The following is a 23,796-nucleotide window of genomic DNA, read 5'->3' as shown; positions in this document are numbered from 1 at the left end:
GATACAAATTTATAACACTTAATGATAGTGCTCTGTAATACATGGTGGAGTTTACCAGACGAAAGTTGATGTCAACGTCAGTTGCTGCCGCTCTCGGAGCGAGTGTCTCCGGGGTCGCGAGCACCCAATCTTCTGCGGACAAAGACAAAAACACGCCACGAGCACCCTCCGTGAAAGGAGAACTCAAACGATTCTCATCGACTGCGTTCGGTGCAGAAGTTACCGGCCCGTTCGTCTTTGGGGACGGAACTCCCCTTTACAGCCTTCAACATCCTAGTCGCGATAACCCGGCACCGTACAACGAATCTGGAATTGGATATTTTAAGGGCTTCCAATTTGCCATGGACGGGGGCAACGACGACTTTACCGAACTCTCGACACCGCAAACCAACGAAGAAAAAGGCACTGTTCGAGGTGCGAACGGTGATTACGAGTTCCTAGCTCAGGGCGGTGACCCGATCAACGGCGGTACCGAACGACTTGGCGTTACTCAAACACCGGACGGAATGGACATCACCTTGGAAACGTTCGCGGGTACCCAGTATGGGGACGCTGCGTACAATCCCGACTGTAACCAGTTCGTCGCGACCAACGACGAAGGGACGGAAGGATATCTCTTCACGAATTGGGAAAACAGCCCGGGCAATATTTCGCGAATCCCGCTCTCTCAGGAACCGAACGGCGAGTGGGTTGCCGACTTGGAGAACGCGATCAACATCGCTAACACCGAGCCATTACGTGATCTCGGTGGGACGAGAATCAATTGCTATGGCGATCTCACGCCCTGGAACACGATGATATCCGGGGAGGAAAACTACGCCCATACGCGCGTCTCTCTCACGGCAACAGTTGGAGACATCGTAGAGCAGGGAACCGGAAATGGTCTCATTGGTGCAAGCCAGTTCTGGAACCGACCGAATCCAAACGGGATCCAAGAAGCCATCGAGCAATATTATGGTGATGAATCGTGGAGTATTCAGGGCTACTGGGCTTTGACGGGTCTCGAATTCCTCGCCTATTACCTCGGTGCGGATCCGGTCGATCAATCCTGTGACGACCGGAACACTCCGACCCCGATCTCCGACTGCTATCCGAATCCATATCGGTACGGGTATTTCGTCGATGTACGCGAACCCGCCGCGGAGACGCCACAGCCGGTGAAGTACTACGTGATGGGCCGCGCAGCATGGGAAGCACCGGACATCCAAAACGACCTGCGAACGGTTTATGGGTGCTCTGACGGCGATAGCAAGGGAATTTACAAGTTCGTTGCCGACGAGGAGATTCCAAGCTACGAGGATCCGATGGATATCGCAGGAACCCTCCATGCTCCGAAAGTAGTCAACGAGGAGGCTGCAAAGAAGAATCCACCTGCCGACGTCGATCTCGAACTCGAGTGGATGGCGTTGGGTCACGCCACCAACCGCGAAATTGAAGCTTGGATCAGTGAATACGACGACATATCCCAAGTGGAGTATCTGGAAACGCACGCCACCACCGATTGGGAGGACGACCTACCAATGGCACTCGAAGAGGCCGACAAGGAGGTAATCGAGAACGGTAACCGGAACTACATCTCGAACGAAGAGATAGTGGAGTGGGCAACCCAGTACGAAAGGGATGGACCGATGGCCGTCGACGAGGAACTCAGAAAGGTTCCATTCCTCGAAACGCGTGCAGCCGCCAAGGAGATCGGCGCGACCATCGAGTTCAACAAGGCTGAAGGAATCGACAGCCATGACGATGCCGGTCCGGGCGACGACATTTATTTTGCTATCTCCGAACTCAACGATGACATGGCTAATGACCAGGGAGACCTCCAGCTAGGACGCGTGGATGGCGGAGTCGTTTACCGGGGTACGCTCGAGGACGATTACAACGTTTCGACGCTTGAATCCGTCATCGTTGGCCCGGATGCGACCGATCCTGCCGCCATCGCGGATGATGCCCTGATTAACGTCGACAATATCTACGTGATGGATGATGGTCGCGTTCTTTGTTGTGAAGACGCGGATAAGTTCGGACGGTCGTACAGCAACGATTGCATGTACGTTTACGATCCAAACGAGGACGCTGGACGCCGCGGAAAGGGCGGAGATAACGGATCGGACGAGACCGAATCCGATACGTAGGGGCGATAACTCCCGCAACGACGAACGAGCTACCTTCTTTGTTAAAACGCGATTGCAGTTCGTCTGTCGAGACAAAACGTGGTAGAATGCGTCGAACGAGACGACGGAGGTTGCACTCTCTGACACACGAGTACGATCGGAATGGTGTGGCGAATCCGAGAACCCCTTACTCCATTCCCCTTTCCTCTGCACTCTCGCGAATCTCCTGGGCGCGTCTCCGAACCGAAGCGACGTATCGTTCGATCTCGGTCGGCTTTTTGCCGTAGAACGAAGCGACCCAGTTGATATCCGAATAGGGTTGGGTGAGGAAGTACGCCGCCAGTGTATCACGGCCAGCCTGGATTATCTCCGGGGGAACGCCACGCTCACCAGTTCCGGCCTCCTCAAAACCGTTCACGTCAAAATAAACGTCGGCGTACAACTCTGCCATATCCGGATTTTCGAACGGAACCTCGATGTGACCTGGTGCATCGAATTGGTACTGTGTTCCTTTTCCGTCGAGGCATTCTACAGCGACGATTTGGACCCCTAATATGTATTCTCTGTGTATCGATTCGTGCTCCCCACGGGTAGTGTTCTGATTGGATTGGGACATAATGCGTGTTGTCTGATTGTACACTCGACGTCAGGACGAGCAAACGATGGTCGTTTGGTGATAAAATGGTGACCGGATAACCATTAGTACTTTTTGGATATCTTCATATCTAAACCGTCGCCATGATGAGTTTCTTCACGAAGCTTTCGAAACAAAAATTGACGATCACGAGCAACTATAAACTACGGGTAAAGCAATCAGACATACGAGACCCGAGGAGAATGCTACCAGCACAACGGAAACGCGATATCGTAGAGTACGTCTTGGAGCGAGACGGTTGCTCTGTAGACGAACTAGCCGACGAAATGAGCTGTTCGAAGGCAACGATTCGACGTGATCTAACCGACCTTGAAGAGAGGCAACTGATCGAACGTTCGCATGGGGGTGCAGTCCCGATTGCATCCGTCGGCGGTGAAAAAAACGTTCGAGAAAAAAAGGTACAGAACCTCACGGGTAAAACCGCCATCGCAGAACGCGCTGTCGAAGAGATTCATCACGGTACCGTCGTTTTCTTCGATTCGGGGACGACAACCATGGAAGTCGCAAAAAAGGCGTCGTCGGAAGATCAGTTTATTGGCGTTACCAACTCCCCACTGATCGCACTCGAGCTTCGAGAACAGGGAGTCGAAGTCGAACTCACCGGCGGGTCACTTCGTCAACGGACACTAGCCCTCGTCGGTCCGACGGCCGAACAGTTCATGGAATCGTCTAACTTCGATATCGTATTTCTCGGGACAAACGGTATCGACGAAGAGGGTTTTCTCACGACTCCGAACGCCGAGGAAGCGCGAATGAAGGAACTCATGATAGAGAACTCGAAGCGAACCGTCCTCGTATCCGATGTCGGGAAGCTCGGCAAACGGAGCTTCAAGCGATTCGGGAACCTCGACCAGATAAACGTCTTTGTTACTGACGAAAAGCTATCGGATGAGCACAGGAAGTGGTTACAGGATGCCGATGTACACGTTGTCGACGGAGTAACAACGTGATCTCGAAAAAGAACGAGCTAAACTCGCTTCGACACTGACCGACGCTTGTGTGCGAACCACCTCGGGGTTACGCCCTGAAGAACCCCCCTCGTGCATCCGTGGAACTTCTCCGAACCACTCCTAGCTAAAAAGACGCTTGAGTCGGGCAAACAACCCCTTTGACGGATCGCCACCGAGCTGTTTTTGTTTTCGACTAGACTCGCTCCCTGTGAGCGCCTCGTCGCTCTCTTCATCGTTATCCGCCTGCGATTCAGTTTCGGCGGGTGCGTCCGATCCCGCGAGTTTGACGGCTTCACGGATCAGACTCTCGGCGTCGTTGACGGCATCCTTGACGGTTGCCTTCACGAGGGGAATTCCCTGAAATCGGTCGCGATCGACGGCCGTATCGGCTGCGATGATGACTGCGTTCGCTGCGTCGATCTCTTCCGTCGAAAGTTCGTTTTGGGCACCCATCGCTCCCTGAACTTCGACAGATATGTCGTGGCCCATCGTCTCTCCAGTCGTTTCTAGATTCTCGGCGGCCATTTGACTGTGTGCGATTCCGGTCGGACAGGATGTGATTGCGATTAGTTTCATTGATCTTCGATGATGCTTTCGACGTCGGATCGTGTCTCCGCGGTTAGTGCTTGTGCTGCGATGTCACGTGCACGCATCTGATCTGTTGTTGCTATATTGGTCTTCACTTTCGGCAGGGTAACGGCGCTCATGCTCAATTCGTCGAACCCAAGACCGACGAGTAACTCGGATAGTTCGGGGTTACCCGCCATTTCACCACACATCCCGATCCACGCGTCATTGTCGTGCGCAGCATCGACGCTTCGGTCGATTGCCTGGAGGACTGGTGGGTGCAACGGGTCATGTAGGTGTGCGACCTGTTCGTTCTCCCGGTCGGCAGCCATGACGTATTGGGCGAGGTCGTTCGTCCCGATGCTGAGGAAGTCGACGCGGGCAGCGAATTGTTCGGCCCTGAAAACGGCCCCCGGCGTCTCGATCATCACACCGAGTTCCGGTAACGCGTAATCGGTATCCGCGGCATCCAGCGACTCCGCGACCGCATCGATACGGTTGAGTGCGGCGTCTAGTTCATCGACCGTTGAAACGAGCGGAAACATCACGCTCAACGTTCCACCATCGGCGTTCGCTGCCGCTCGCAAGAGGGCTCGCAGTTGCGTTTCGAAGAGGTCCGAATCGGGACCGAGCGACCGTCGAATCCCACGTTCGCCGAGGAACGGGTTCTCCTCCGCTGGGAGGTCGAGATACGGAATCCGTTTGTCTCCGCCGATATCGAGCGTTCGAACGACGACACGGCTGTCCGGAAACCTCTCGAGCGCGTCAACGTACGTCGTATACTGCTCTTGTTCGGTTGGGGGATTTTCACGATCCAGGAACAGGAACTCCGTGCGAAAGAGGCCAACGCCGTCAGCACCCTGCCCGACGGCTCCTTTCAGTTCAGCGGGACTGCCGACGTTCGCGGCGACTTCGATTTCAGTGCCATCGGCCGTTGCAACGCGGTCATGTATCACGGAAACATCCGTCTCGGTTTCGATGGCAGCGATTCGGTCTTCGCTGGGATCTACGCAAACCTCGTCCATTTCTCCATCTATGATGACGTTAGTACCGTCTTCGATGGTTTCGAGGGTTGCTCCCACACCGACAACTGCAGGGAGCGAAAGGGATCGGGCAACGATAGCCGCATGTGAGGTGCGGCCGCCGGTGACGGTTGCAAAGCCAGCGATTCGATCGGTATCCAGCTGAGCGGTATCACTCGGCGTCAATCGCTCAGCAAGGACAACCGATCCTCGTGGCAGTGTTGCTAAGTTCACGCGTTCACTGCCAGTAAGGAGACGAACGAGTCGATCACGGACGTCTCGAAGGTCGTCCGCTCGCTCGGCCATCCGGCCATCCATCTCCTCGAAATCTGCGATGGGATCCTCGAACGCGTGTTGAACGGCGGATTCGGCAGGAAACCCTTCATCGATAGCGGCACTCACGCCCTCGTCGATCTGAGGATCATCGAGGAACTGCATGTGTGCATCGAAGACTGCGGCCTCCATTTCGCCGACGCGCTTGGCCGCCCGGTCTCGTTCGGCTTCCAATTCGATATGCGCCCTTTCACGAGCGGTTTCGAAGCGGTCACGCTCCATCGGTCGGTTAGTGGAGGCGACTTTCTCGAAGTCATCCTTGCTCGGGAGCGCTGAATCCGGTCGATACCAGACGACGGTACCCACTCCTTTACAGGGTGTGACACCCGTTCCACCGAGTGTTTCGTTGGTCATGAGTCGTTTCGCTCGCCCTCCGGAGTGGTCAACACCTGTTCGAGTGCATCGAGTGTCGATTCGGCATCGTCACCCTCAGCGACGAGACGAACTTCCTCGCCGCATTTGGCGCCGAGACTGGTGATCGAGATCATACTCCCAGCAGGCACGAGGTCGTCGGAATCAGCACGACCGAGTTTCACGGTCGCATCGTGCTCGTTGACCGTCTCGACGAACTTCGAGGCTGGTCGTGCGTGAAGGCCAGCGTCCGGTACGATCTCGACGATTCGTTCGGTCATGCAAGTGCCTCCTTGAGAGTCCCTTGGACGTCAGTGGACGTTTTCGCGGCGGAGAGGGATTCACGTACCTCCTCGTGCATGAGTGCCCGCGACAGTGAGCTGAGAATCTCGAGATGGTCTTCGGCACCTGTTTCGGGAACGAGTATCATGAACAGCAGCTTCGCGGGCTCGTCGTCCATCGCTCCGAAGTCAACACCGTCGGTCGAGCGAGCGAACGCGACCGACGGGCACGTCACGGCGTCCGTTTTCGCATGTGGGATTCCGATACCCATGCCGACGCCTGTCGTCGTCTCCTGTTCGCGAGCGAATAACGCTTCGAGTGCCGTGTCGCGGTCAGTCACTCGTCCGGAGCTCTCGATGAGATCCAGCAGATATTCGATACAGTCGTCCTTCTCGCTGGGCGGCTCTTCGAGCGAGATGTGCGATTCCGGAATCAGGTCGTCGATGTCGTCTTGTTCGATGGTCGTGGTCATGTATTGAGTGTGACAACGAACTTGGTTTTAGTCGTTTGTCTGTGCTGAGGTCGTTGAGTCGGTCGACCCAACCGTTTCTTCGAAATCACTCTTGAGGAGTGTGGCAACCGTCGCAGTCGTGACAGTCCCGATCGCAATACAGACAAGGAATAATACGGGTTGATTCGACAGCAGGAAGACGAAGATACCACCGTGCGGTGCAGGCATCGTAATACCGAGAGCCATCGACGCGGCTCCCCCGACGACGCTTCCGGCTACGATGCTCGGAATGACCCGAAGCGGGTCGGATGCACCATAAGGGATCGCTCCCTCGGTAATGAACGCAAGTCCGAGCGGAATGGCGCTTTTTGCGTTCTCGTACATCTCAACGGTATATTTTTGCGGGGCAATAAAATTCGACAATGCCATCCCCAATGGTGGAATCATTCCCGCGATCATTACCGCAGCCATCGGCTGGTAGATCTGCTCGGTAAGCAATCCCACTGCAAACACGTATGCGACCTTGTTGATCGGCCCACCCATGTCGAAAGCCATCATCGCACCGAGGATGGCACCGACAAGCAGTGCTTCACTTCCTTGCATTCCCCTGAGGAACGAGGTCAAACTCGCGTTCGCGATGGCAACCGGAACCCCGAGCACGAATATGATGATCGGCGAGAGAACCGCCATCGTCAATACTGGAATGATGAGGACGGGCATCATCGGCTCGATCATGGTCGGGACGTTCCGTCGCTTGAACCAGCGGGCAACGTAGCCTGCAGCGAGTCCAGCAACGAGTGCACCCAAGTAGCCCGCACCGGCGGCCCCTCCCTGCAGCCCGATGACGTTACCGGCAGCTTTCAAAATGTTCCCCTGCTGGATAATGTAGGAGAGGAGGAAACCGGGGGCCAACCCCGGACGATCGGCGATCGCATAGGCGATATAGGCACCCAAGATCGGGACCATAAAGGTCAATCCGGCAACACCGATCTGCGCGAGAAACCAATCGGGGCGACCGGTCGCCTCGAAAATCGATTTCGTTGCCTGCGTTCCTCCGAGGAACGTCGAGAGCGCATATCCCAGTGCGAGGAAGATCCCACCGATCGTCACGAACGGGATCATAAACGAGACTCCCGTCATCAAATGCTCTTTGACCGAGATAATGTGTGAGTGTAGGAACCTCTCGATCGTGTTGCCGTCTGTCATGGTCTAATTCCACCATAATTGTTCATAATACCATTCAAAAATGTTTCCGAACATGTTTATTTCGAACCGGAGAGATTGAATCATTTCGGGAAGTGAAAACCGACCATCGACCAACCGGCCGGAGTCCGGATAGCAGTTCTGCATCATTTGTTCACTAGTATGCTCTTGCCGACATCTCTTCGACGTTCCCGGAAACATCGTCAAGCACCGGAACGCTCGTACCGGAGACAGAAACGACACGCGATGCGACAGCCACACCCGTACAGAGAGCTGTCGCGTCCGTTCCGCCGCGATGCCGTTCGGCAAGCACGCCCGAAAGGAGCGCATCCCCTGCTCCGACGGTATCGACGACATCGACATCGAGAGCTGGCGCATGGAGGACGGCGTCCGATGTGGCCATAATCGCGCCATCCTCTCCAAGAGATGCAACGACACGCTCGAACCCCTGTTCTCTAAGGCTCCGAACCGCTGAGAACGCATCTTCGAGCGAACCGATATCTGTGCCGGTTGCGGCAGCCAATTCCTCACGATTGGGCTTACAGAGTGCGTACTCCCCTTCGAGGGCGTGAAGGACTTCACCACGAACATCCACGACAACCTCCCACGAACCTGCCTCAGCGACGCGGTCGATTATTTCGGGGCCGACGCCGGGAGGGAGACTTCCCGCGATGACGACCGTTTGCGGGTTGTGACGCGTGATCGCCTCGATGATCAAATCGGCGGCGGTATCATCGATAATCGGCCCGTCCTGATTGATTTTGAGTTCTGCGTGAGGTGTCAGAATCGTCGTGTTCAGACGAGTACATCCCGAAATCTCGACAAAATCGGTCAGGATATCGCTCCTTGTCAGTTCCTCTTGTAAAAATCGTCCCAAGAAGTCGCCGACGAACCCTGTCGCTACTGTTTGGACGTTTTGTTCGACCAAATATTTCGAGACGTTGATCCCTTTGCCACCCGGGTCGAACTGAGAATCATCGGTTCGTGCGACGGTGTCATCCGTGAGTACACAGTCAAGTTCTACCGTATGATCGACTGCTGGATTGAGTGTAACCGTGAGAATCATTGATCGCATCCAGTGAGTACCGCCCTTGGTCGAGGCAAACGCAGCCATTTGCACGATTCGTTTATCGATCTCAAAAACGAAATCGAGTGTGTAGCCCATCTCCTCATTGTACAGCACCCTTCATCTTTGATACCGATCGTGACTTTGTGGAATTGGTGCCTAAATCATACCGTTTGTGCTTGTTTTAGATTGATTATATATAAATTAAATTCCAATCAAAAGTATTTTTATTGTCCACGGTACCGGCGCTGACTGGACATGCGGCGAGCAGTGCACTGCTGTTGCTCACAGCCGATGAGAAGAGGTGTTGTTTTTCGCATGCCGAGGGCAGACTTCGACTATCGTATCGAATCCAACGAGTGGGCGGTATCCGACATGATCCACGCGTTTTCACTCCCCGGTTCTTCGATACAGATCGCGAAAAACGACTCACGTCCCTCGTCAACGGTAATCCGGTATCCGCTGCACGCTAATTGTAAATCATCGTCAAAAGACGGTGCGAAGGTAGTCACACTCGTTCTCAGAGCGAACGATAAATAACACCAGTGTTTTGAAACGGGATGTAGCTGAAACCCTCGTTTACCGGGAACGATTGACGGTCTATCGTCGATAGTACCTTCCGGTTGATACCTCCATACGACGCCCGCTGACATCCATTAGGTCATCGTTCGACAGCGTTCCTGCCTTCTCTTTCCAGAACGTTCGTGTCTCGTTATTTTCGTGAATCGTCGTGCTCTCGGTCCGATATCTATTCTTGCCGACGTGGTTCGGGTCCCGTGATAATTTGATCCGTCTTTGGAACCGTTCGTGCTTGCTTTTCCCCAAGCACCATTTGGAGGATTCGTATATCGTGTCTGTGGTCTTTCTCGATACCTCCTCATTCGGGGTCGTCGAAACGGTAAGTGAAGCTCTGGAGGTATCCGACGAGTTCACTCCCCGAGATGTCGTCTACATGGAAGATACCGGATACTCCGGAAATCGTGGTGTTACTCATCGGCAGACACCTCCACTGTGGCCGCAGTGTCGTTTGTTGGCGTCGTGAAACGCGAGAGGTGGACGATGGTGCACGATATCCCTGTCAAAACCGATTGGATTGTTCTTGTATGTATTATACAATATACGGTGGGGGACAGAGCGGGTCTGATACTACTACGCTTGGTCGGTATTTGTTCGATTCAGATACTAAGTTATTGATGTCTGCACTGTATTATCATTTGAATATAGGATCCCGAAAAGTGGTTTTGTACCCAATTTTCCGAAAATGACAGTTTTTTCTAGCTACAATAGAGTAAATTCTGGACGCAGGTAATCTCTTCTATATATCATGTATATTTGTTTTCACTACAAGTGATGATGAGTAAACGATAGAATCTCTGGTTTAGTATTGTACTATTTATGCATTAATACTGCCATGGAAGACCGTATCTGTAGAGCGGGTGGCACTTTCTGGTGATATATCGCGGTAAAGTCTACTGATTTCGATAATAGGACACACATTTCCCAAGGCGTTATTACTGAAAACATAAATCTGGGATTAACTATAGTACGTAATACCAGCGAGTTTTGCATGTTCGCCGGCAAAACGAAGCGTTCTCTATTCGATGAAAGCGTGAATCGGGTCCGTTAATTACCTCGTAAGGAACGATTCGAGAAAAAAATGAGACGGAGGAATTCGGGATGGTTGTCACTGTTTATGTGTCCTTGGGAAGTCACTACAGTGAGGAAGTCGTATGAGCGGTCAGAGATCCGAGTGTAATCAATCAGAATCTGTTCCGGGTCATCTCCGGACCGATGACCTGCCGAAACCAGAGGGCAATATATCACCCAAGCCCTCACAAGGTGATGGCGGTATTACCATTGTCGATGTGGAAACCGAATGTACGTTGGCAGATTATTATTCACATTCTATACTACAAAAACCAATCGAAAAGATGTTTGCAGACATCGATGACCAACTACGTTCGCTGAGGGGACGAACCGTCTGGATGATCAATTCGGCGGAACAGGGGGGTGGTGTTGCGGAGATGATGCCACAGCTCATCACCCTGTTGCGCGAGATCGGGATACAAACGCAGTGGATCGTGATCGAAAGTGATGATCCAACCTTTTTCGATTTTACGAAACGAATCCACAACCTATTGCATGGAGTCGGCGTTCCGGAGATTAGCGCCGAGGAGATCTCGTGTTACGAACGTGAAAGTCGACACATCGCCGATTCGATTCAACGGTGTCTCGGTCCGGATGATATCGTCGTCTGTCATGACCCACAACCGCTCGCTGCAGGTGCGCTAGCGGTCGCAGAAACCGGTGTTCCATCTATTTGGTGTTCACACATCGGCAGGGATGAAATAACGCCACAAACGAAAGCAGGGTGGGAATATTTGCGACCCTGGATCCGTGAGTACGATCGTACTGTTTTCTCCCTCCCCGAATACATTCCTGAGTTTCTACGAGCGAAGACCGTGTGTATCTCACCGGCTATCGACCCCTTGAGCCCGAAAAATAAGAGCCTTGCACCACAGGAGCTTCTCAGCTTGCTCGTCAATTCGGCACTTGTAGAGATGTCGAGAGCGATTACGAACTCTCCCCTCGATCGTGACCAACCCGTGCAACGGCTTCAACCCGACGGTTCACTCGAACCCGCTATCATTCCGGACGATTTCGGAATCCTGTCCCGACCGTTTGTACTCCAAATCTCCCGCTGGGACCGATTGAAAGGCCTTTCTCCTCTTCTCCGCGCATTCGTTCATTTAAAGAAACAAAACGAAGAAAACACGAATTCCAACGACTACAAGAAAATCGCATCGACGGGACTCGTACTTGCGGGACCAAGCATTCGATCGGTCGCAGACGATCCCGAGGGCCAGTTGGTGTTCGACGAACTCTGTCAGGAGTGGCAACGAGTCCCTCCCGAACTCAAGCGAGATATCGCTCTCCTCGTCATGCCCGAAGATAATCACGACAGTGCTTTAGTGGTGAACGCGTTGCAGCGATGTGCGACGGTGGTCGTCCAGAACTCCCTGCAAGAGGGTTTTGGACTGACCGTGACGGAGGCTATGTGGAAAGGTGCTCTCACGGTCGGAGCGGACAGGGGTGGCATTCGCGCACAAATCTGTGACAATGAAAACGGGAAACTCATTCCCGACCCCGAGGCTCCAGCCGAGGTGGCATCAGTGCTCAAAACGGTACTTACCGAATCGGATGAGGAAGGCGTTTGGACGCACAATGCACAAGAAAATGTCAGAAACGAGTATCTGATATTTCAACAGGCTCGACGGTGGATCGCTATTCTCGACGCCGTCGGACGCTCTCATCGCCAAAATCTGGAGCGGTGATTTCATCATCTTTCGCAATACAACTGAGAATTCCGTTTCTCTTTTTGTTAGAACTCACAGTTCATCCGTGACACAGGGTTATTGATTTGTGTACCGTGTATCCATGGTAAGTAACCGGTGATAGGTACCTCGTGAGTAACAGCGCGATTCGGTTACTCCTACTTCGATATTCTCCTCGTGAACGACCCGTCCAACATGCTATACGCATAGAATCGGCCTAACTGGAGGGATCACCTATTAGCTGATGAATACTTATCTCGGTTGTGTACGTCTTCCCGTTAGATGGCCCACCACCGAGCAACGAAGGTTGTAACGACTGCACTCCTGATAGCAAAGAGAAAGGGAGAACTCCGCCTTCCCGATGTAAAAAGCCGGGCTGACTTCGGGGGAAACCAGCCGTCGGACGGTATGATTCGGCGAGTGCTTCGGCAACTCGAGGCGAGTGGTTGGCTCGAGCGAAAACATCCCGAAGGTCGGGTTTGGTATTCGGGGGAAAAGCTCAAAGAATTTTTAAAATAATCACCACACCAACAGGATTACTTTTGAATAAATTACTATTCCTTTCGGGAAGAACCTCCAAACCATCATCAACAGTCAGCTAGTTAATATTCGAGAAGAATGAAGAAGTAAGGGGGTAGCGGATAAACGATGGTCGAACATCGAGCAGTCTATATCGCTTCTAAAGCGGTGTTACTGGTATGTGAACAGGATGAATTCCGTGCGCCCGAACTCCGTGACTGTCTTGATTTACCGAGCGAATCTACCCCTTCCGACAGCACTATCCGGAGCATCCTTCGTGAACTCGAAGAGGAGGGATGGCTATCACGCACTCATCCTCAAGGGCGGGTTTGGTATGCTGGGGAAAAAACGATCCGCCTGAGAAATCACAATTGATTTCGGCAGTAGCTCCGCTGATGAGTATCGGTTTTCATTTGTACTCCTATCGTGTACTAGACTCGGTAAACTATAGCCAGATGGCTGGACTACCAACAATCATTTGATGTTAAGTAGGCGTTACCGCAGCTATTTTCTGTTAACTCGTACCTACTCATCACAATTAAAGATAGTTCGTTCGTAACTCAATTCGGAGATTTCCGAACTTCCATACTATTGTCCATTACAATCCTAACTTTGTTATGGGCATTATAAACAATTATGGTTTAAGTATTACCATTCATCCGTGAAAATTTCTCTTCTCGCCCCCATTACTCGGTCTGACCGAACGAATTCAAGATTAGCAGTAAATATTCGTTGCTAACCAGTACTCCTACGTTCATCAGTCACTATTGACTGTTAGTATCTCATTTTCACCAAACGATCTCATTACAGTTTTCGATACTCTTTGAATCGGAACTTGTCCGTGCGCCATAATTTATCGCGGTCTTTAATCAAACTCGCCCTCAATATCTACAATATTTTGGATGAAATTATAGTAATGGGTGTGAAATGAAACCATTGTACATTGTTGTACGTTCTACAGCGTATAAGTGCCTCTGCGATGTCTAACAACATGAGGGGAATTACCTATGGGTAGATACGAGTTAGATTCCGGTCGGCCGCTCAAGCCAATACCGACCGAAGAGTCCCATAACAGTATGGAAGAGATGGAAGAGGCATACGATTTATTGGCAAATTCACGATCTCGAGCGATCATCGAATACTTTCAGCACCACGATGGCGCTGTCAAAGTGAGTGTGTTGGCGAGAACGATCGCAGCCGAGGAAAACGACGTGACGGTCGATGACGTTTCAGGATATCAGCAAAAAATCGTTTACAATTCCTTGGTACAACGACAGCTACCAAGACTCGAACGACAACAGATCATCCGCTACAATGATGCTCAGAAAAAAATACGACCAACACCGAAAACTGAAGAAGTGGCTCAGTATCTGCGCATTCGGTCGGCTCCTCAGCACTCATGGGAGATCTACTATTTGTTAGCCGGGGTTTTCTGTTCATTCATCATTTTGGCATCTTCGATAAACTTTATCAACCCAGCTCTTCTGAATGGAATGGAACTGAATGGACTCATCGTATCGGTATTCCTTATAATTTCAGTCTTTAACACATATGACTCTTGGATGATTTAAATTCTATTTCACCACACAGATCCAACGACGGTTCTCTCACCCTGATACTGATGCGATGGATTACCCAGCGACGGAAACAGAAGTTCGAAATTAGCAACGTCGGTCGCCACTAGTCAGTCTCATCCTCGGCAACTGTCGTGTCCGGTGCAGCACTGAGAATTCATCTCAAACTCCACCATGGAGGACGGATGGATTTTGGATTCGGAGTGGGACAGTCTATCCATGGCTAAACGCAAATTGACGATTCCTCCCGCAACCGCTCGCTCTACCACAGGCCTCTCGGTGGCAAACAAACGAGCGGTACCAAAAATGGACTCATATTCATACTGTGAGGTAACCTACAAGAGAGAAATTGCGCGGGGTGAATAACAAAGTAAGTAGGGAGATAATGGTATGACAGTAATCATGGGGATTAGCGACGCATTCCGGGAAATAGGGGATCTGATCGATCAGTTAGAAATGATCACCTATCCTGTTGATGAGGATCCTGCGACCCTCACGACGGTCATTCCCAAAAGTGAAGTATCTATCCGGAACGAACGACTGAGTATAACTCTCGGCGTTCAGCTCCCCTTTCTCCAGGGACAGTCCATCAACAACCTCGTGATGCTCAGCCCCACTTCTGTTGCGATACAGGAGGATGGATCACTATACGTCGAGTTCGAAGCGACTGTCGATCACGAAGACGAGTATTCGGCCGAACCATCACCCCAACAAGAAATAGATCTGGAAACCGGAGACGATACCCCAGTAACGTCCAATACGAATGCAGATCCGTCATCAGAAACTAACCCATCGGTCCCTCTCTACCGGAACCGAGAAAAGTTGGAAGAGGTTTACGAAGAATACGATACCTTTCCCGAGATGACTACTGCATTGGATGTCGATGTCACACCTCAGACGGTTCGCCGGTATATGATCGATTACGGCATTCACAAACCGACATCACAGTCGAGACCGAATTTAACACGTAGATTACTCGAACTGGATCCAGATTCGATACCACCCCTGGACGGAAAAAATACCTCGGATGAAAACGAGACGTCATCCAACGACTCCCTTCAATCACCCCCTCGAACGATTTCAACGACACCGGTCATCACGAACCGAGATGGTCAAAGTTCACCGAAGGTGGATGCGGCTTGTTCACGGTTACTGCACAGTGAGATGGCGGCAACTGATGACTCAGAGGGCTGTTCGTCCGATCGAATCCAGCGATCACAAGATGAACCGCTCCTTCTGGATTCTGTCGAGCATAGTTCCATCGAGATTCCACCGCATTTGACACTCGAGGATATCCAAACGGCGGTCAAAAAGGCGAGAACCCTTTATGAAGCACAACAGCTGTTAGAACTAGATCGCGATGAAACTCGTCGTCTTCTACAGGAGTTGGATCTGCTCGATTTCGTCTACGGACGGTTGGCAACACAAGGATTTGAGGAATACACGATCGAGGATATTACTTTCCGCATTCAAAATGCACGTCGTTTGAAGGATGACCGCACGATTGGTTACGATTACGGTTAGCCACGGTAATACGATAGCCGGGAGACCTAACCGTAGTGGTCAACGAGACCAGCAAACGTCGTTATCCCTTCTCGTCACAGGGGACTGCTTGGCGTCGATACCGTTCGTATGTCTCTTCACCCCATGCAACAGCCCGTTCGGTGTCATTTACGATTATTCCCCGAAGCTGCTGATTATCATCATACACGATGAGACAGACAACGGTCCCACGTTCCGTAGAGAAGAGAAGTAGACTGTACGATAGTTCGGTAACCAAGTATCCCGTGAAGTTATCCCTCCCGTTGATATTTGCTACGATCTCGGGATACTCATCATCCAAAACGGTATATATCTCGTCCCGAAACACCAGTTCCGCCGATATTTTATCGTGGAGTATCTGGTTCTGAAAGAACTCTATAGCCTCGGGTGAGGTGTGTGCATACACAAGTCCTTTGAGGTGATTCGCCTCTTCGATCAGGTCCACGATTCGAGTTATCGGTGTATCAGGGACGGATGCCGCGGTAAGATGAATCTCAGCATCGATGAGGAGGCTGAATTCGAAGTTGATGTCCGGCGGGAGGAGCACTAATAGGGGCTTTGCTCTTTGTGCGTACGTACTGGTAGTGAGAATCGACTCGTAACAGGCTAAAAGAGTGCGGCCGTACAGTGTAATCCGATATTTGGGATTCTTTCTTGTAACCAGTTGTTCCGTTTCCAACTCGTGAAGCGCACGATCTATCGTTGAGCGAGAAATATCGAGCTCCGCCATTAAATCCCGCTTTTCGCAAACCATCGAATCGAGACATACGAGTACGTCGTACCGTTGATTAACTAGTTCGAACAGGGATGCGGCCGACTCACGAGTGTTCCCCATCGGTCTCAGTAGAAATACGGGTAGTGTACGCATAACCATTCTGCCTTTCGATCGAGTCAAACGAACTACGAGGCTATCTGACTCTTCTGTCACCGGAAGCTTTTAATATGAAAACGCAATGCGCGACGATTTCGCCACGAGATGAGGTTATCCAATCGGATGTTGGACGGTTACTTATGGGTAAAAGACATCCAACGAGGGGAGAAAAGAGTGACTTCGAGAACACATCATTTGACGCTGGACGCCAACCACGTGTAGGCGAACGACGCGATACGGTCCGTGTTCGACTTGGCGAACTCGCAGTGTCCGGAGGATTATCACCGGAGGCAATGGAGTCATATGGCATCTGAAGAGCACCGGAAGGATTCGTTGGTACGGAGTTCAGAAGCCGTCGTCACGAGAAGCGACACGACCACTAGTAGTCTCGATGACCACGAAACACCATCACTGAGTGTCGTTCTTCCAACTCGTAACGAGGAAGAGGGAATCTCCGAGTGTCTGGACCGCATTCACCACGTCATGGACGCCACAGACATGGAGATCGAGATCATCGTGAGCGATAGCTCCACCGACCACACACCGGACATCGCACAGGAGTACGGCGCAATAGTTATCAGTCCCCCATCTATGGGATATGGGAACGCATACAAGTACGCGTTCGAACGTGTCCATGGCGATTTCGTCGTGATCGGGGATGCCGATATGTCCTACGACTTCGAGGAACTCCCGAAATTATTGACTCCATTGATGGAGGACGAAGCTGATCTCGTCCTGGGTAGTCGGTTCAAAGGACGTATCGAACCGGGTGCGATGCCGGCCCTTCATCAGTACGTCGGTAATCCGTTCCTCACCGCGATGCTGAATCGGTTGTTCGATGCGAACGTTACTGACGCGCACAGCGGATTTCGAGCCGTGCGACGAGACGTACTCGTTCAACTCGAATTGGAAAGCGACGGCATGGAGTTCGCGAGCGAAATGATCATGAAAGCGGTATCGGACGGATTCCGAATTAGAGAGGTACCCATCACATATCACAAACGCGTCGGTGAGGCTACTCTCGAGAGCTTTTCGGATGGATGGCGGCATCTGAAATATATGATACTGAATTCGTCACGTGTTCCCCGGTAGGACAGGTTTTCACGAACCATTTTAAATAGATTCGACGAGTATGAGTACTACATATGGGGGGAAAACGTGGAATTGAGAGACGTGCCTACCTAAAACTGCTTACGGGAGCAGGCTCGTTGATATCGTCCGATTCACTGTTCGCAGGTAGTAGTCGTGCAGTATCGAAAATGGGAAAGATGACCGATAATCACAAGTACAAGACGGCAAAGGGAAATGCTGCAGATTGGTGGGGAGTATACAACGAGAATATCGGTCGCCTCGACACCGACATCGAGATTCGGGACAGTGAATCGAATCTCGGCACGTACAAACCCAACCGAGGTGCCAAATTTCTCGCACTGGACACGGAAAACAAATTTATCGGCGAAGGGGATCGCTGGCGGGCGTTAACAACCTCCGGCCGCTCCCCGACCGTCGATTCAGTACAGTTGCGTTCGCTCTCCAATACCGTCATCTACGCGGCGAATTACGATACCATTCAAGAAGCGCTCGACGACGCCACCAATGGTGAAACCGTCGTCCTTCCCGGTGGAACAACAACGATTCAGAATCCGCCCATACTAGTTTCTTCGAAGGTGACGGTTCAAGGGAGTCGCTCCGGGTCGATCCTGAAACTCCCCGACGGAGCCAATACACACGCGATCACGATTGCCGAGGGGAGTATCGGTGTCTCGTTGAAGGATTTCCGGATCGACGCGAACGGGGCGAATCAGGACACGACTATTCCTCGTGGAGACCTGCACGTTATTCAAAAAGAACCTGGCGCTTCATCAGTTCTGTACCAGAATCTCACGATCATCGATGCGGCGAAAGGTGCCGCAATCGCGAATGCGGGCGGAAACGACATCGTTATCATCGGTTGTGATGGTTACAGAGGAGGGAAAAACGGTGAACCGTGCGACTTCGTATTCAACAACCTGGTGACGAGCTTGAGGATGAGCGGATGTTACGCCGAGAACTTCACCGATACAGGGATGGCACAGGACAACGTCCGAAACACGATCGTCTACGGCAATATCTTCAAAGACTTCCAATCGCAAGCCATCAGCTTTGTCATGGATTCCACCGGAGGAGCGATCGTCGGTAATCAAATCGTCAACGCCGGTGCCCTCTCCGACGGCGGCATCGTCGTAGGTCCGTTTGGAACCAATAACCGACCGACTGAACTCGTCGTTGCGAACAACACCGTTCATGACTGTCAAACGAACGGAATATTCGTCGAAGCGACTCACGTCGGGACCATCGGAAACGTCGTTGCCGGTAACGATGGGTCCGGTATTGTGTATCGCGGTGGAACCTACGGAGGCATCATCGGTAACATCGTGGTCGACAACGGAACAAGCACGACTCCCGCGCCAGGAATACTGATACAGGGGACGGAAGCGTACAATTCCGTCCACAACGTGGTAGGAATGAACGTCATGCACAATACGGGCGATACCCAGTCGTACGGTATCGAAACGGCCAACCCGACGGAGAATTTCAACACGTTCGTCGGCAACTCTGCGTCCGGACACACCCGACAGGCTTGGAACGTCTCCGGTCGCGGGAACCGGCGGGTCGGAAACAGCCCACCCATGCCGCTGGCCACTGGCACAGTCTCACTCACGCCCGGTGGCGCACAGGTAGTCTGGTCGGATCCTCATTTCGTCCATTATCCATCCGTGTCCCTCCTGGCGCTGAGTGGACGCGGTCAGGCGGATTCGTACGTCACAACGGACGAAGGGCGTACACAGATCGGTGTTCGGGAAATCGGCCGAGAGAACCCCATCGAAGTACAATGGGCTGTTTGGCCATGAATCTCGAAACGTCTCCGAATGACAACCTCGGCGGGGGAATACGCCAAACGAATACGATGTGAAACTATGAGTGAACGGGTCGAAAACGCATTTCAGCGCTTTGTACAGGGAACGGCGCTGATATTTGTGGGCGACTTACTGGGGGCAGGAAGTTCCTTCGTCTTACGCCTAGGTGCTGCTCGATATCTGGGTCCTAGCAACTACGGGATAATCGTTTTGGGGATTACCATCGTCGAAGTCGTTTCTATCGTCGCCCTTCTCGGATTACCGGAGGGAGTGGCTAGAAACCTCGGACGGATCGACGATGACGAGCTGTACTTGCCGCTACTGACATCCATCTTGCTGGCGGGAATTTTCGCTGGCGGCCTCGTCCTGCTTTCCGATCAGATCGTTTCCCTTTTCGACGAGCCCGAATTCCACCCAGTGTTGTTGATATTCGCCGCTGCACTTCCGTTCGTCGTGGTAACGCAATTGCTGGTGGGGATATTTCGCGGGCTCGAAAAATCCACGTGGAGAGTTATCGTACAAAATATACTGTACCAGACTGGAACTGGCGTGTTGGTTGGCATCGGAATCGTCCTCGGGGCAAGTACTTCGGGTATCACGTATAGTTGGCTCGTCGCTCCGTTCGTTGCGACTCTCGTTGGGACCTCGTTTCTCTACAGCCGGACGACTATCCTTGACTTCGACGGATTCACACGGAGTATCGGCGAACTACCGTCATTGGCATTGCTTTCGTTTTCTCTACCGCTGATGGTCTCCCGCGGCCTTTGGTCGTTGATGCAACAGAGCGACAATTTTCTCCTTGGCTATTTCATCTCGAGTTCAGTCGTGGGTCTATACGATGCCGCGTTTACGATTTCAAGCGTGCTGTTGGTCATTCATACTGCTATCGGCTTTCTGTTCTTGCCTATCTTCTCCGAACTCGCCGCAGCCGAGGACATCGACGATATGGACGAATTCTACAAGCTGGTGACGAAGTGGATGGTGCTCATCTCGCTTCCGATATACTGTCTTATACTGGCGTTTCCCCACGCGATCTTGTCGCTTACGTTCGGTGCCGAATACCAGTCCTCGACGGATCTTCTCTTACTGATTTCGACGGGGTTTTTCATCCATCTCGTTTTCGGGATCAACGAGCACGGTCTCATCGCGATCGGGCGGACAGGAACCATTCTTCGCGGGAACATAATCTGTCTCTCGATGAACTTGCTCTTGAACGTCTTACTTATACCGTCGATAGGTGCTCTCGGCGCTGCGCTGGCTTCCGTCTCGGCATATACGCTGATAAACGTCTATTGGACCGCTCGCCTCTTCTCGTTCAGTGGTGTGTTTCCGCTCTCGAAGAGTACCACAAAGGTACTCGTCCTTTGTTTCCTCGCGTTTTTCGGTCCATTGACACTCCTCGAATCCCTGTTTGGTCTCTCGATCGAAACTCTGTTTTTGTTTATGATCGTCTTCCCGATCCTGTACGGCGCGGTACTGTTCGTTCACATCGAACCAACAGAAGCCCGTTTTCTCCGAGTGATTACTGAGCGGTACACGTAGTAAAAACACCGGTGTTCGACACGGTTAGTCCCCTGTCGCCCGTTAATGGCCGTTGTGCTTATGCTCCTTTCAGGTGAAGAACAATAGTGTGGAGATACTTCAAACACCCTGTCGATTCCATCCCGACATCGGTGGCGTGGAGTCATACGTCCGTGATGTATCGAAAGAGATGGTACGTGACGGCCACGACGTAACCGTCATTTGTGCAAGAAGTTCCTCCGCTCTCCCGCGACATTCGGTAGTCGACGGTATCCATGTCGAACGGCTGTGGACGGTCGGCAAGATTGCGGACACGAATATCACTCCTCGACTGCCAACAGCACTCCTGAAGGCCGCCCGAAACGCCGATGTTATTCACACACATCTTCCGACGCCATGGAGTGCGGACATCAGCGTCCTGGTGGGACGGCTGACGAATACGCCTGTCGTCGTCACGTACCACAATGATATTATCGGAGATGGCTTCGATGAGTATATCGCGCAGGTGTATAACAAAACTGCGCTTCGACTGCTCTTACATCTCACCGATCGTATTATCGTCACGCAGGCTGGGTATATCTCACACTCACCTCATCTCCAAAATTTCACCGATAAAATCACCGTAGTTCACAATGGCGTAGACACGACCGAATTTCGGCCGGGAGAAGTGTCCGATGGGGAAAAACGACGGTTAGGCCTAGACCCGAACCGGGTGAACTTGTTCTTTTTGAGCGTCCTTGACGAGTATCACGAGTACAAAGGTCTCGAGACACTTCTCCGTGCGATACAGGACCTTGATCGGAGAGATGGTCGGACTCCAAAGTTGCTTGTCGGTGGTGACGGTCCACTCCGTCCGAAATACGAATCGACCGCCATCAGCTTCGGAATCGCTGATCACGTCGAGTTCCTTGGACGCCTCTCACAGTCTGCGCTACGGCGATCGTATCGTGGTGCCGACCTGTTCGTCCTCCCATCGAACGATGCAGATCAGGAGGGATTTGGGTTGGTCGTTCTCGAATCCATCGCGTCCGGGACACCCGTGATTACGACGAACGTCGTTGCTGTCGCTGATCACATCGACGAGTTCGACATTGGCGCGGTCGTCGAAACGAAAAACCACGAAATGTTAGCGGACGAGATCGCTGACGCGATGTCCCGGCTCGATAGTTTCGAGATGGAATTCGCTAGAGAACTGTGTGAACGAACGTATTCGTGGAACGCGAGTGCTGAGGAGCTTTTGCAAATTTATTCGAATCTGTAGCCCCCTCGTTCGTTCGCCACAGTGCAGTCGGTACACGATGAACCCATTCGTCTGGAAACCTTCGGTGAATGCACTGCTACGGTTGAATTTGTCATATGCCGCGTCACCGATCGGACGTCGTTCGTAGTTCTCAACCGACAAGCCCTCGTCTTTCACTTCCTCGTTCAGGATGAAGTATCGGACGTTGGCGTGTGATTTCATGGATCGACAGGCACTCACTGCATCCGTCCCGTACCAAACGCTTACCATTCCGCTTCTATCCCGATCGCTATCGATACGATATACCCGTTTATACTGGTGTTTCCCGACCAGATATGCTCCCGTTTTCATATCGGTGTAAATTGGGGTGTTCGGACCGATACCCTGCTCAGTCAACTCGTGAGCAAGGCCTTCGTACTCGTTCTCATCATACGGTATGACGATGGGGTCTGGCATCGTCGCGATGTTGCCCGCGGCCATGAGAACGGCTAGTGTCAACACACCGATTACGACTGTTTTTCTATACCGCTCCTCGGTAACGACCTCTTCTACCTGACTTACGGTGATGAGGAGACCAGGAACAGACATTTCGAAGAAAACTCGAGACCAAAAGAAACTGACTGAGAGACTGACGGGAACATACGTTGCAAGGATCGTGTATACCCAAATCATCCGTTCATCGAAGAGGAACGACCACCGACGAGTAACGAGTAGTCGCAACGAAGAAATGCTGGACGCGACTGCTACCGGCAGGAGTGCAATGGCCCCGTACGGGGGTGCTGATACGATGAAGGGCACGGCCGCTTCGCTAGATGTTCCAAGAACGTTTTGAAGCGCAACGGAGAGGGTGTCCCCGATCAACTGCTTGTTCACTCCGAGCACATCATATTTGAAAACATTACGTATCACTGAACGGAACTGGAACAGATAAATGACTGCCGATGTAACAGCGATAGCCGCGATGACGTGGAATTTGTCGTATCGTTGCACTGCGACTACGAGACCGAACATCACGATTACGGCCGCCAGCAGTATCGTTCTTGGAAAGTAGAAATACGATAGAAGAACGAGACAACCGACGGTCGGAGCGAACATCCGTCGTCGTCCACGTTTCCATTCCAGTGTCGAGTAGATCCCCAGCAGCAGTATGGGAAACGATAGTCCTTTCGCCTCCGTTATGTATATCGATGAATAATCCGGGACGAGGAAAACGAGTGCCGCAGTAAGCAACCGATACGACCGATTTTTGACATATAGCGACCCCAGTAAGTAGCCCGCGGAAAACTTGAGAACGGCAGTTAACAAA

The 23,796-nt window shown here is 52.0% G+C and carries 17 protein-coding genes; 9 read left to right on the top strand and 8 right to left on the bottom strand.

Annotated features, from left to right (window positions below):
• Positions 1 to 41: 41 nt before the first annotated feature.
• Positions 42 to 2,132 (top strand): alkaline phosphatase PhoX, encoded by a 2,091-nt coding sequence (locus OOF89_RS22350; protein ID WP_266082208.1) that lies wholly within the window; start codon positions 42 to 44, stop codon positions 2,130 to 2,132.
• 166 nt (positions 2,133 to 2,298) lie between these two features.
• Here OOF89_RS22350 and OOF89_RS22345 read toward each other — a convergent pair whose 3' ends face one another.
• Complete coding sequence (locus tag OOF89_RS22345) at positions 2,299 to 2,727, bottom strand: hypothetical protein (protein WP_266082206.1); 429 nt, start codon at positions 2,725 to 2,727, stop codon at positions 2,299 to 2,301.
• Positions 2,728 to 2,948: 221 nt separating this feature from the next.
• Here OOF89_RS22345 and glpR point away from each other — a divergent pair, with 221 nt between their 5' ends.
• Complete coding sequence (gene glpR / locus OOF89_RS22340; RefSeq protein ID WP_266082203.1) at positions 2,949 to 3,716, top strand: HTH-type transcriptional regulator GlpR; 768 nt, start codon at positions 2,949 to 2,951, stop codon at positions 3,714 to 3,716.
• A gap of 120 nt (positions 3,717 to 3,836) precedes the next feature.
• On the opposite strand, the gene OOF89_RS22335 is transcribed toward glpR, so the two are convergent.
• From OOF89_RS22335 to pfkB, 6 genes are all read right to left on the bottom strand, one after another.
• Positions 3,837 to 4,292: a PTS fructose transporter subunit IIB gene (locus OOF89_RS22335; protein ID WP_266082201.1), complete on the bottom strand. Its 456-nt coding sequence runs from the start codon at positions 4,290 to 4,292 to the stop codon at positions 3,837 to 3,839.
• Entirely contained in the window at positions 4,289 to 5,992 is a 1,704-nt protein-coding gene (gene ptsP, locus OOF89_RS22330) for a phosphoenolpyruvate--protein phosphotransferase (protein WP_266082199.1), read from the bottom strand. The genes OOF89_RS22335 and ptsP overlap by 4 nt, the downstream gene beginning before the upstream one ends.
• Positions 5,989 to 6,270, bottom strand: coding sequence for an HPr family phosphocarrier protein (locus OOF89_RS22325; protein WP_266082197.1), 282 nt, complete (start codon positions 6,268 to 6,270; stop codon positions 5,989 to 5,991). The genes ptsP and OOF89_RS22325 overlap by 4 nt, the downstream gene beginning before the upstream one ends.
• Positions 6,267 to 6,743 (bottom strand): PTS sugar transporter subunit IIA, encoded by a 477-nt coding sequence (locus tag OOF89_RS22320; RefSeq protein ID WP_266082195.1) that lies wholly within the window; start codon positions 6,741 to 6,743, stop codon positions 6,267 to 6,269. The genes OOF89_RS22325 and OOF89_RS22320 overlap by 4 nt, the downstream gene beginning before the upstream one ends.
• 27 nt (positions 6,744 to 6,770) lie before the next feature.
• Complete coding sequence (locus OOF89_RS22315) at positions 6,771 to 7,928, bottom strand: PTS fructose transporter subunit IIC (RefSeq protein WP_266082193.1); 1,158 nt, start codon at positions 7,926 to 7,928, stop codon at positions 6,771 to 6,773.
• A gap of 154 nt (positions 7,929 to 8,082) precedes the next feature.
• Positions 8,083 to 8,991 (bottom strand): 1-phosphofructokinase, encoded by a 909-nt coding sequence (gene pfkB, locus OOF89_RS22310; RefSeq protein ID WP_266082191.1) that lies wholly within the window; start codon positions 8,989 to 8,991, stop codon positions 8,083 to 8,085.
• 1,931 nt (positions 8,992 to 10,922) lie between these two features.
• On the opposite strand from pfkB, the gene OOF89_RS22305 reads away from it, so the two are divergent.
• From OOF89_RS22305 to OOF89_RS22295, 3 genes are all read left to right on the top strand, one after another.
• Positions 10,923 to 12,326 carry a glycosyltransferase gene (locus tag OOF89_RS22305; RefSeq protein ID WP_266082189.1) on the top strand — a complete coding sequence of 468 codons (1,404 nt, stop codon included), beginning with the start codon at positions 10,923 to 10,925 and terminating at the stop codon, positions 12,324 to 12,326.
• Positions 12,327 to 13,921: 1,595 nt separating this feature from the next.
• On the top strand, positions 13,922 to 14,416 hold the full coding sequence (locus OOF89_RS22300) for a DUF7344 domain-containing protein (RefSeq protein ID WP_266082187.1): 495 nt from the start codon (positions 13,922 to 13,924) through the stop codon (positions 14,414 to 14,416).
• Between the two features lie 825 nt (positions 14,417 to 15,241).
• Entirely contained in the window at positions 15,242 to 15,943 is a 702-nt protein-coding gene (locus OOF89_RS22295) for a hypothetical protein (protein WP_266082185.1), read from the top strand.
• A 61-nt stretch (positions 15,944 to 16,004) separates the two neighbouring features.
• Here the strand turns inward: OOF89_RS22295 and OOF89_RS22290 are convergent, their stop codons facing one another.
• Complete coding sequence (locus OOF89_RS22290; RefSeq protein ID WP_266082183.1) at positions 16,005 to 16,796, bottom strand: helix-turn-helix transcriptional regulator; 792 nt, start codon at positions 16,794 to 16,796, stop codon at positions 16,005 to 16,007.
• A gap of 339 nt (positions 16,797 to 17,135) precedes the next feature.
• Between OOF89_RS22290 and OOF89_RS22285 the strand changes: the two genes are divergently transcribed.
• The 4 genes from OOF89_RS22285 (at position 17,136) to OOF89_RS22270 (ending at position 22,511) form a co-directional block, all read left to right on the top strand.
• Positions 17,136 to 17,924, top strand: a complete 789-nt coding sequence (locus OOF89_RS22285) for a glycosyltransferase family 2 protein (protein WP_266082180.1) — start codon at positions 17,136 to 17,138, stop codon at positions 17,922 to 17,924.
• Between the two features lie 176 nt (positions 17,925 to 18,100).
• A complete protein-coding gene (locus OOF89_RS22280; protein WP_266082179.1) occupies positions 18,101 to 19,723 on the top strand; it encodes a right-handed parallel beta-helix repeat-containing protein in 1,623 nt (540 codons plus the stop codon).
• Between the two features lie 66 nt (positions 19,724 to 19,789).
• Entirely contained in the window at positions 19,790 to 21,271 is a 1,482-nt protein-coding gene (locus OOF89_RS22275) for a flippase (protein ID WP_266082177.1), read from the top strand.
• An 88-nt stretch (positions 21,272 to 21,359) separates the two neighbouring features.
• Complete coding sequence (locus tag OOF89_RS22270) at positions 21,360 to 22,511, top strand: glycosyltransferase family 4 protein (protein ID WP_266082175.1); 1,152 nt, start codon at positions 21,360 to 21,362, stop codon at positions 22,509 to 22,511.
• Positions 22,512 to 23,796 lie beyond the last annotated feature (1,285 nt).

Origin of the sequence: Haladaptatus caseinilyticus, assembly GCF_026248685.1 — an archaeon.
In the GTDB taxonomy this organism is placed as follows: domain Archaea; phylum Halobacteriota; class Halobacteria; order Halobacteriales; family Haladaptataceae; genus Haladaptatus; species Haladaptatus caseinilyticus.
Note: the sequence above shows the minus strand (reverse complement) of the source record. Positions and strands in the feature narration are given on the sequence as shown.